Raw genomic sequence first — 10108 nt, 5'->3', positions numbered from 1 at the left:
AATATGCGGTTTGCTGTGGGCGAAAAATTAGCCTTTGAAAATGAAACCCCCTGATAAGCAAGTACCAGAAAAATACCAATTGCCGAAACAATACCCAGCGTTTTAAGTGCAGCTTTTAATCCTTTCCGTTTGTAAATGAGCATGGTGATGGCTGTGATGATAATCCCGATACCCGTAAGAAACCCGGGCAAATAACCGGCAAGGAACAGCGCGGTAATTGAAACACCACCACTGGCAAGTGAATAAACAATTAACACATTACTGGGCGGAATGGATAACCCGGTTGTTGCTGAAGTGATATTAACAGCAGCGCTGAAATTTTCGGGGTAGCCTTCTCTTTTCATTTCGGGTTGCATAATACTGCCGATAGCAGAAGCAGAAGCAGCAGCCGAACCTGAAATAGCTCCAAACAGCATATTCGCCAAAACATTTACCATGGCAACTCCCCCGGGAATGCCTCCAACGAGCACCCGGGCAAAATCAATGAGCCGGATGGCAATCCCCCCGCTGTTCATTATATTTCCTGCTAAAATAAAAAAAGGAATAGCCAGCAGGGCAAAACTGTCGAGACCGGTGCCCATGCGTTGTGCAAAGGTGGTTAGTGCCGGAATGACATCCACGCTCACCAGCATGGTCAAAATACCGGAAATACCTATACTGAAACCAATTGGAACTCCAATTACCAAAAGGATTATAAAACTGACAACCAATACAATTACTTCAAAAAATTCCATAGTTAGCTTGTTTTTAATTTCCGGTTTTCTTTCATCAGAAGTCTCATATTATCGATATCGAAATAGGCGATTAAAACTCCGCTGATGGGCAGCACGAGATAAACAAATCCGAGCGGCATTCCCAAAGCCGATGATTTTACTTCGAGGTAAAAACGGGTGTACGACAGCCAGGTGCCACCAACAACGAGTACGGCTATCGAAAATAAAATCACCAAAATGCTGATAACCATTTCCAGTTTGAATTTTCGCGCAGGGGAGCTGCGTTGAATGAGCAGGTCGATGGCCAAATGTTCGCGTTTGCCTGCCACATAGGCAGCGCCCAAAACACCCACCCAAATCAGCAGGTAACCGGCAAGTTCATCGGTAAAATTACTCGGCGAATTCATCACATACCGGCTGGTTACCTGCCACAATACGTCAATCACTAAGATACTCATAAAAAATACGAGTATCCATCCCAAAATTTTTTCTATTCTGTTTCGTAATGTCATAACACCAAATTTTATTCAACGGCTTTAATTCGTTTTATATAGGAATAAATGGACTCATTGCTGCGGTAGCTCTCGATCAGGGGCTGTACTTTTTCAATAAATGGTTCTTTATCGGGATAATTGATTTTAACACCTGCCTTTTGCACTTCTTCCAGCGACATTTTTTCGGACTCGGCCCAGAGTTTACGTTCCAGGACTGCCGACTCATCGGCTGCCTGCTGTATCCATTCTTTTTCCTGGTCGGTGAGTTTATCCCAAACAAACTGGCTGATAACAAGTACATCGGGAATGGTGGTATGCTCGTCGAGCGAATAGTATTTGCAAACTTCGTAGTGCCGCGATGTATAAAGGCTGGGCGGGTTGTTTTCCGCGCCGTCAACCACACCGCTTTGCAAGGCTGTGTAAAGTTCGCCCCACGAAATAGGGGTAGCCGAACCGCCGAGCGCTTTCACCATTTCCATGGCGGTAATACTACGCATCACCCTGATTTTCATTCCTTTCAAATCATCTGGGTGAGTTATGGGTTTCGAAATGGTATAAAAACTGCGTGCCCCGGCATCGTAATAAGTCAGGCCACGAATCCATTTATCCTCGGTGCTCAGCAACAAATCTTTGCCAATCTCGCCATCCATCACTTTAAACAGGTGTTCTTTCGATCTGAAAATATAAGGCAACCCAAACACTTTGTATTCTTCGGCAAAACTTTCCATTACAGCGGCCGAAACCTTGGTGATGGCCAGGCTCCCAATCTGGACTAATTCAACGCATTGCTGCTCCGAGCCGAGTTGTCCCGAAGGATAAACATCAATTTTAAGTTTTCCGTTTGAAAGTTCGTTGGCCCGCTGTGCCATAAACATCATCGCTTCGTGCACGGGATGGTCGGTAGGTAATCCGTGTGCCAGTTTTAGTTTCCTGATTTTTGACGGCCCGTTACAGGAAAAGGAGATCAGCAAAAGTACCACTCCTGTTAGTTTCAATAATTTTTTATAATTCATTATTCTAATTGGTTTATTTGTATCTTCTGATAATTTCAAGTGCTTCTTCACATTTTTTTGAAATGGCTGTATAATTTTCTTCTGCCAATACCTCTTTGGGGAATAATTTTGACCCCATTCCCACACAGGAAACACCTGCTTCAAACCAGGCTTTCAGGTTTTCTTCGGTTGGAGAAACACCGCCGGTGGGCATAATGCTGGTCCACGGCATCGGGCCTTTTACTGCCTTCACAAAACCGGGGCCACCAACCTGAGAACCGGGAAATACTTTTACAATTTCAGCTCCCAGTTCATGTGCTCTTCCAATTTCAGTAACCGTTGCGCAACCGGGGCTCCAGGCAATTTTCCGTTTGTTGCAGACCCGCGCGGTTGCTTCATCGATGAGTGGCGATACAATGAAATTCGCGCCGAGGGCAATGTACATCGCAGCGGTTCCTTCGTCAATTACAGAACCTACCCCCATTATCATTCCCGGACATTCATTCGCAGCCCATTTGTTTAGTTCAGCAAAAACCAGGGTTGCAAAGTCGCCGCGATTGGTGAATTCAAACACACGAACTCCTCCATCGTAACAGGCTTTGACTACCTTTTTGCACACTTCAGGATCGGCATTGTAAAACACCGGAACCATTCCGGTTTCCTTCATTTTTTGTGCTACTTCTATTCTTGTAAATCGAGCCATAATTAAGCCCCCTCTATCTCCCCCTAAGGAGAACTGGCGGGACAACCAGTTTTCTAAAATATTAAAATTCAAAATTCAAACAATCCCCTCCTTTGGAGGGGCCAGGGGAGGCCCTTATCTCGCTACTCTCCCTGACGCATCTCCACTCATGAGTTTTTCTACTTCTTCCACAGTTACCTGGTTAAAATCGCCGTAAACGGTGTGTTTCAGACAGGATGCAGCCACTGCAAAGTCAAGGGCTTTCTGGTCGTCGTTGTAAGTGAGCAAGCCATAAATCAACCCGCCCATAAACGAATCACCGCCTCCTACCCTGTCCACAATGTGGGTAATATCGTAAGTTGGTGCTTCAAATAATTTATTTCCGTCCCAAAGTACCCCCGACCAGGTGTTGTGATTGGCATTTACCGAACCGCGCAAAGTGGTTATTACTTTTTTACAGCGCGAAAAACGTTCCATTATTTGCCGGGAGACCGATTCGTAAGCTGCACCCGAAACCTGACCGCCGGCAACATCCACTCCTTCGGGTTTTATACCCAGCACTTTTTCGGCATCTTCTTCATTTCCCAGAAGAATGTCTGTTCCGGCAACCAGTTCTGGCATTACATCGCCGGCTGATTTGCCGTATTTCCAGAGTTTTTCCCGGTAATTCAAATCGCACGAAACGGTAATCCCTTTTTCGTTGGCTTTTTTGATGGCTTCCAGGCAAACATCGGCTGCGCCCTGCGAAATGGCAGGAGTAATCCCGGTCCAGTGAAACCAGTGGGCTCCTTCAAAAACTTTGTCCCAGTCAATCATTCCGGGGTCAATCTCCGAAACTGCCGAGTGGGCGCGGTCATAAACCACTTTGCTGCCACGACTTACTGCTCCGGTTTCCAGGAAATAGATGCCAAGCCGCTCGCCGCCCCAAACAATATTTGATGTTTCCACACCATGTTTTCGCAAATCCATCATGCAGGCTTTCCCAATATCATTTTCAGGAAGCCGGGTTACAAAATCAACGGGAATTCCGTAGTTGGCAAGTGATACGGCAACATTGGCCTCGCCACCGCCAAAAGTGGCCGTAAATTCAGAAGCCTGCGAAAAGCGCAAATAGCCAGGAGTTGCCAGCCGCAACATAATTTCACCGAAAGTTATGACTTTTTTATCCATGTTTTATTTGTTTTGCAATCGATTGCAAAATACAATTTATTTTAAAAGAATAAAAGAACCGACTGTGTTTTCAAAACATTTTTTATTCAAAATTAAAATAGTTGCTTGCATTGTTAAAACAGATATCTTCCACCATTTGTCCGAGCATGTTCATGTTGTTGGGAATTTCTCCATTTTCCACATCTGTTCCGATTAAATTACACAACGTGCGCCGGAAATATTCATGGCGCGTGTACGAAAGGAAACTGCGCGAATCGGTTAACATCCCAACAAAACGACTCAACAAGCCAAGGTTTGAAAGTGCATTTATCTGTTTTTCCATTCCGTCTTTCTGGTCGAGGAACCACCAGCCCGATCCAAACTGCATTTTCCCGGGAACCGAACCGTCCTGAAAGTTTCCAATCATGGTGGCAATTAGCTCATTGTCGCGTGGATTCAGGTTATAAATAATGGTTTTCGATAACTGATCGTTTTGATCCAGGCGGTCGAGTAATTTGGAAAGCGGCCGGGCAATTTCGAAATCACCAATGGAATCGAATCCGGTATCGGGGCCCAGTTTATTGAAAAGCCGTGTGTTGTTGTTACGCAGTGCACCAATATGAAATTGCTGTGTCCACCCGCGCGAATGATCCATAATTCCAAGTTCATACAACATGCACGATTTAAACTTGAGAATTTCGGTTTCTGTTAAATCGGCACCATAGCGCGCTTTGCTGAAAATATCAATAATTTCGCGCTCGGTGTAATCTTCAGCATGGGCAGTTTCCAGTCCATGATCAGACAAACGGCATCCGTTTTCATGAAAAAACTGATGACGGCTGTCCAGGGCATCCATCAAATCTTCAAAAGTATTAATTTCTATCCCGGCAACCTTTTCGAGCTTATTAATGTATTTATTGTAGGCATCGGGGTTTTCAGCAGCCATCGCTTTATCGGGTCGCCAGGCAGGAAGCACATTTACTTCGAAACCACTGGCTTTAATCTGCCGGTGATATTCCAGCGAATCAACCGGATCATCAGTAGTACAAATGGTATGCACATTCGCCATCCGGATGATATTCCGCACTGAATATTCGGGTGTTTGCAATTTGGCATTGCACTCGTCCCAAATTTCTTTTGCAGTTTCCGGGCTTAACAATTTTTCAATTCCAAAAAACTTTTTCAGCTCAAGGTGCGTCCAGTGATACAATGGATTCCGAAGGGTGTGCGGAACCGTTTCGGCCCATTTTTCAAACTTTTCCCAATCGGATGCACCGCCGGTACAAAAATGTTCGTCCACGCCGTTGGTCCGCATGGCCCGCCACTTGTAATGGTCGCCGTACAGCCAGATTTGTGTCAGGTTTTCAAATTGCTTATCCTCTTCAATTTCTTTGGGTGAAATGTGACAGTGATAATCGAAAATCGGCATTTGAGCCGCATGGTTGTGATACAATTTCTGCGCCGTTTCCGTTTGCAGCAGAAAATTTTTATCCATAAATTTTTTCATCGTATATTGTTTTTAAAGGTCGAATAATCTTTTCAGGTGGCGTTCATAAATATTTTCTTCAACGCATTCACCAATAATTTCGGCATTTTTCTTCAGAAGATCGGTGAAATCATCTCCCATTTCAGCAGCCACTTTATAACCTACATGAATCAGTTGTCTGAAATTGGGATTATAATCGGGATGGCCGGGAATGTGACGCAGCGTATTGGCGAATTTTTCGCCGATCCAGTCGTTTACCTCAGTTGATGATGGCAATTCATTGTCTTTAATATCAATCACATCGGCATAAGGCCCGCATAATTCATCTTTGCGCATCCGGGCATTTTCATAAATGCTTTTGGCTGCTGCCAGTCCATCCCCGCCCGAAATAGCCAGTCCAATAACTTCTTCGAGCCAGGTTGTTCCGGCAGTTTTCACATGCAGGCCTTTATCATGCTTTTTAATTATTTCTGCCATGACAGGATAAATCGAAAATTTATCAGAACCGGAATGAATGCTCAGTTTCAAATCATTGGGAAGACCGAATTCTTTCACCGCATAATCGATTACCAAAACATCTTCTTCAAATTCTTTGGCAAATTGATCCAAATCCCCCACATAGTCAACTCCTTTGTTGAACCGTCCTGTAAATTTGGGAGCAATGGTTTGGGCCGGAGTCCCTTCATCGGCAATCATTTTCAGGATAAAAAACAGTTCCAGCGGCGTTTGTGGCGACTCCACCTCATCCATGGAAACTTCGGTAATGAAATTCCCCTTTCCTTTGGTTCCTTCGATGTGGCGGTAAATTTTCCCGGCTTCTTTAATGGCAGTAAGAAATTTGGCAGCTACCGAATCCAGCAAATCCTCATTAATTTCAATGGGATCAGCGAGCCCCGGAACAACAACTTCGTTTCCCAGATTTTTACACGATTTTTTAAATGCGGCCACATCAGCAGGCTCCGGTTCATTTCCAATGTAGGTAGCTACATCGAGCGTAAAAAAGTTGGCGTGAAGAATAAACCGATCCACATTTGATAGATTGATGTGGTCGGCATCTACAAAATAGGGTTTTTGCCATCCCAGTGTTTTTACGGCATCATCTGCTTCAATGCGTGTACCTTCCGGTTCAGAATGAACAATGTTGTGCTCACGGTTCGATTTATTCCAGACGGGTGTTACATCCACCCCGTTTTTATTGGCTTTTATCAGCGCCTTCAGCTGTGCCTGGCCTTCGTGGTTAAAGCGGTCGCCAACCCCGAAACTGTATTTTCCCAATTGCATAATATTGTTTTTTTAGATTTAAAATCAAGTGAAAAATTATTTCCGTGTACGAACACGAAAATAGAGATATATTTTCTGGCACCAAAAATTATTTTGCTGTTGTACAATCATTTTTTAAAAATTATATCAGGGAAACAGCCCCATACAAGCCCACGAGAAATATTGCAATGCAACTCACCCAAAGAGCCACATCGTAAAATTTTGATGATTCAAGGCCAAATTGTTTTTGCCGGTACCTGAAATGCAATCCTGCATATACAATTATCAGTAACATGAAAAAAGTGATAATCCCTCCGATGGTAACCATTAAAACAGGAAGTTTAACCCACACCAGCGCAATAATCCACAAAAGCGGAAAAACCCATGCGAGGGCAGCAATCGTATTTTTGCGCTGTTTTCTATCAAAAAAATCAATCCAGCCCAACTGCCCAAACAAGTCAGCAAAAATCCGGGTGCGGGCAGCCAACGCCGAAAACATGGTAGAAAAAAGCACGATAAATGAGCCGAAAAGAAAGAAATTTTTAGCCCACTCGCCGTAAGCTCCGGTGTACATACGAGACAGCGATTCAATCATTGCAAATCCGCGGGGAATGTCGCCGCTTTTATACAATACTGAAGCCCCGAGCAAATAAAAGGCTGCGGTCACCAATGTATAAACTACCATAGATAGTATGGCATCCAGATTCATCACTTTTATCCAGCCTTTGGCGCGCCGCCGCCATTTGTCGGTATTTTCGTTTGGGCCTGTAAAACGGGCATATCCTTTTTCGAGGCACCAGTAGTTGTAGGCCACAATTTCATCGCCGCCAACCCCTGTTAATCCAAAAGCTGCAATGGCAAAACCTATTGCTTCAGGTGGCAGTTTAAAACGAATTCCTTCGATTACATCATCTGTTGTAAAAGCAAATCCTGTTTTCTGAATCATAAAAACAGCTACAATTGTAAACAGGGTAAACAACATCATCATTATTACCGAAAACTTCTCAATAAAAAAGTAGTACCCTTTAAACACCATTGAGGCCACAACAATTCCGGTAATTACAGCAAACCAGGTTATACTTATCACAGGAAATGCCATGTTGAGAATAATGGCTACTCCGCCAATAATTCCACCCAGTTGAAGCGGCTTGAACAGCCATAGAAAAAACCAGGTCCACAAACTCCAGTTGGCATTTTTCTTTCCCAATCGGGGGCCTCCCACCCGGTTGAGCGATGTCATTACCGTTTCGCCGGTGCGAATGGCCTGTTTGCCAAACTCGAGCTGAATGGCCACTTTTACAGCGCAACTCACCAGAATTACCCAAAGTGTAACAAAACCGGCTCTGGCACCGAGCGTTGTTGTGGAAATCAGTTCGCCGGAGCCAACGACCGACGCGGATAAAATAAATCCCGGTCCGAGGTATTTCAGCTTTCCAAAAAAAGTGGTGGGTGCCTCTCTTATTCCCTCTTTAGTTCGAATGTAAGGATCCATAGTAAAGGTTTAAAGCCGGCTTGAAGCCGGCTGGTTCTTCATTCATTATATCTTCTGAATCACCAGGCTTCAGCCTGGAGCTCATTTTATTCGTTTTCCAATATATCTAACGCATTATTACACAGAGCATATTTTACTCATTTGAGCCGGTTCGAAAACCAGCACCAGGCTTCAGCCTGGTGAAGCAAATGCCTCCACACTACCTATCGGCAGCCGGCTTAAGCCGGCTTTTTACCGGAAATCCAACAGCACCTTCAAATAGTTCTCCTTCTCTTTTTGAAGCAGTTCAAATGCCTGCTGAATTTGTGAACCAGGCATTACTTTCGAAATCAGGGTATCGGGTTTCAGATCTCTGGCGATCAGGTGTTCCAGCACTTCTTTAAATTCACCATGACTGACCCGCGAAGTAATGATCTGTCCTTCTTTCCAAATCAACTCTTTGAAAACCACAGGTGCCGGTTCGTCGCTCAATCCCAGCACACAAACTTTTCCGCCACCACGCAAACTTTGTATTGCACTGCGAACCGGGTGGTGAATTCCTTCAATTTCTTCGGCATGACCAACTGCTTCAAATGCGATATCCACTCCATTTCCACCGGTATGTTTTTTAATGACATCCACCGGATTTTCTTTTTCAGGATTAATCCCGATAACATTTTCATAGTATTTTTCAGCAATTTCCAAGCGGTTTTCAAGTGGATCAATCATGAAAATAGTTCCATCGGTTTTGGTGCGGGCAGCCTGCAAAATTACCTGTCCTACCCTGCCCGCACCCCAAATGGCCAGCACATCTCCTTCCCTGGTTTTTGCGCGGTTATTGGCATGAAACCCGATTCCGTATATTTCAACAAGCGCGACATGCTCATCAGGCAAGTGTGGTGCTGCTTTAAACAGCATGTGCGACGGAACGGAAATATACTCGGCAAAACCGCCATCCATATCCACTCCTAACAATTTCAAACTGGTACAGGCCGGGTAATGCCCACGTTTACAGGCCGGACACTCTCCGCACCAGATTATCGGGTCAATGGCCACTTTTTCCCCTTTTTCAAACCCGGAAACTCCTTCCCCTACTTCGGCTATTATTCCGCCCATTTCGTGGCCGGGAATAAACGGAACGGGAGTTCGCGGATGGAAATCGCCGGGAAAAATATGCATGTCGGTTCCGCAAATACTGGCAAACTTTAGGCGCACCAACACCTCTCCGGGTTTTACTTTCGGGGTTTCAACATCTTTCCATACAAATCGATTGTAAGATTCAAGAACTGCTGCCTTCATAATTCAGTGTTTTTTAACTTCAAAATCCCAAAATACAATTAATTTCATCAAAAATTCATTTGAAAACCAGATTCAATTCCTCAAAAATTTTACTTTTGAAAAAAATCAGAAACAATCCATATTTTTATGAAATAAATTTCAAACTAATGAAAATATTAAAATTCGCCACCTATCTGTTTCTTGCTCTTTCACTTGGAATACTTGCAGGAAATGCACAGGAAAGAAAACCTGACTGGGAAAATCCGGCAATGTTCAACCAAAACAAGGAGAAAGCACACGCTACCCTGATGCCGTTCAGAACAGTTGACGAAGCGCTGACAAAAAAGAGAAATCAGTCGGTTTTTTATAAAACACTGTGCGGAACATGGAAATTCAACTGGGTGCGCAAGCCCGCCGACCGACCGGTTAATTTTTATAAACCCAATTACGATGTTTCTGAATGGGATGATATCCCGGTGCCATCCAACTGGGAAATTGAAGATTACGGCATTCCCATCTATGTGAACCACCAGTACGAATTTGCCGACTACAAAGCTCCGGTTTCGGATGAGATCGAGTTCAT

9 protein-coding genes and 1 pseudogene are annotated in these 10108 nt (G+C 44.2%); 1 reads left to right on the top strand and 9 read right to left on the bottom strand.

Translation table 11 applies throughout. The features are described 5' to 3' along the window. From ACTCNA_RS16370 to ACTCNA_RS16330, 9 genes are all read right to left on the bottom strand, one after another. Window positions 1-734: TRAP transporter large permease subunit (locus ACTCNA_RS16370; RefSeq protein ID WP_462949013.1), on the bottom strand; the 734-nt coding region annotated here is incomplete at its 3' end. Window positions 735-736: 2 nt separating this feature from the next. Then, a complete protein-coding gene (locus ACTCNA_RS16365) occupies window positions 737-1225 on the bottom strand; it encodes a TRAP transporter small permease (protein WP_462949012.1) in 489 nt (162 codons plus the stop codon). A gap of 11 nt (window positions 1226-1236) precedes the next feature. Further along, a complete protein-coding gene (locus ACTCNA_RS16360; protein ID WP_462949011.1) occupies window positions 1237-2220 on the bottom strand; it encodes a TRAP transporter substrate-binding protein in 984 nt (327 codons plus the stop codon). Window positions 2221-2233: 13 nt separating this feature from the next. Beyond that, the gene (locus ACTCNA_RS16355) at window positions 2234-2902 is read right to left on the bottom strand and encodes a bifunctional 4-hydroxy-2-oxoglutarate aldolase/2-dehydro-3-deoxy-phosphogluconate aldolase (protein WP_462949010.1); all 669 of its coding nucleotides are present in this window, start codon (window positions 2900-2902) and stop codon (window positions 2234-2236) included. Between the two features lie 114 nt (window positions 2903-3016). Next, window positions 3017-4051, bottom strand: a complete 1035-nt coding sequence (locus ACTCNA_RS16350; RefSeq protein WP_462949009.1) for a PfkB family carbohydrate kinase — start codon at window positions 4049-4051, stop codon at window positions 3017-3019. A gap of 82 nt (window positions 4052-4133) precedes the next feature. After that, complete coding sequence (uxaC, locus tag ACTCNA_RS16345) at window positions 4134-5537, bottom strand: glucuronate isomerase (RefSeq protein WP_462949008.1); 1404 nt, start codon at window positions 5535-5537, stop codon at window positions 4134-4136. Window positions 5538-5549: 12 nt separating this feature from the next. Next, entirely contained in the window at window positions 5550-6797 is a 1248-nt protein-coding gene (locus ACTCNA_RS16340) for a tagaturonate epimerase family protein (protein ID WP_462949007.1), read from the bottom strand. A 121-nt stretch (window positions 6798-6918) separates the two neighbouring features. After that, on the bottom strand, window positions 6919-8268 hold the full coding sequence (locus ACTCNA_RS16335; protein ID WP_462949006.1) for an Nramp family divalent metal transporter: 1350 nt from the start codon (window positions 8266-8268) through the stop codon (window positions 6919-6921). A 231-nt stretch (window positions 8269-8499) separates the two neighbouring features. After that, the gene (locus ACTCNA_RS16330) at window positions 8500-9546 is read right to left on the bottom strand and encodes a zinc-dependent alcohol dehydrogenase (RefSeq protein ID WP_462949005.1); all 1047 of its coding nucleotides are present in this window, start codon (window positions 9544-9546) and stop codon (window positions 8500-8502) included. 146 nt (window positions 9547-9692) lie between these two features. On the opposite strand from ACTCNA_RS16330, the pseudogene ACTCNA_RS16325 reads away from it, so the two are divergent. Beyond that, a pseudogene (locus ACTCNA_RS16325) lies at window positions 9693-10108 on the top strand (hypothetical protein); the annotation flags it as partial.

Source organism: Tangfeifania sp. (genome assembly GCF_055108615.1).
Note: the sequence above shows the minus strand (reverse complement) of the source record. Positions and strands in the feature narration are given on the sequence as shown.

Excerpts from the sequence above, each read along its gene's own strand:
- ACTCNA_RS16350 (WP_462949009.1), bottom strand. The coding sequence starts at position 4,051 with ATGGATAAAAAAGTCATAACTTTCGGTGAAATTATGTTGCGGCTGGCA.
- ACTCNA_RS16335 (WP_462949006.1), bottom strand. The coding sequence starts at position 8,268 with ATGGATCCTTACATTCGAACTAAAGAGGGAATAAGAGAGGCACCCACC.
- ACTCNA_RS16330 (WP_462949005.1), bottom strand. The coding sequence starts at position 9,546 with ATGAAGGCAGCAGTTCTTGAATCTTACAATCGATTTGTATGGAAAGAT.
- ACTCNA_RS16355 (WP_462949010.1), bottom strand. The coding sequence starts at position 2,902 with ATGGCTCGATTTACAAGAATAGAAGTAGCACAAAAAATGAAGGAAACC.
- ACTCNA_RS16365 (WP_462949012.1), bottom strand. The coding sequence starts at position 1,225 with ATGACATTACGAAACAGAATAGAAAAAATTTTGGGATGGATACTCGTA.
- uxaC (WP_462949008.1), bottom strand. The coding sequence starts at position 5,537 with ATGAAAAAATTTATGGATAAAAATTTTCTGCTGCAAACGGAAACGGCG.
- ACTCNA_RS16340 (WP_462949007.1), bottom strand. The coding sequence starts at position 6,797 with ATGCAATTGGGAAAATACAGTTTCGGGGTTGGCGACCGCTTTAACCAC.
- ACTCNA_RS16360 (WP_462949011.1), bottom strand. The coding sequence starts at position 2,220 with ATGAATTATAAAAAATTATTGAAACTAACAGGAGTGGTACTTTTGCTG.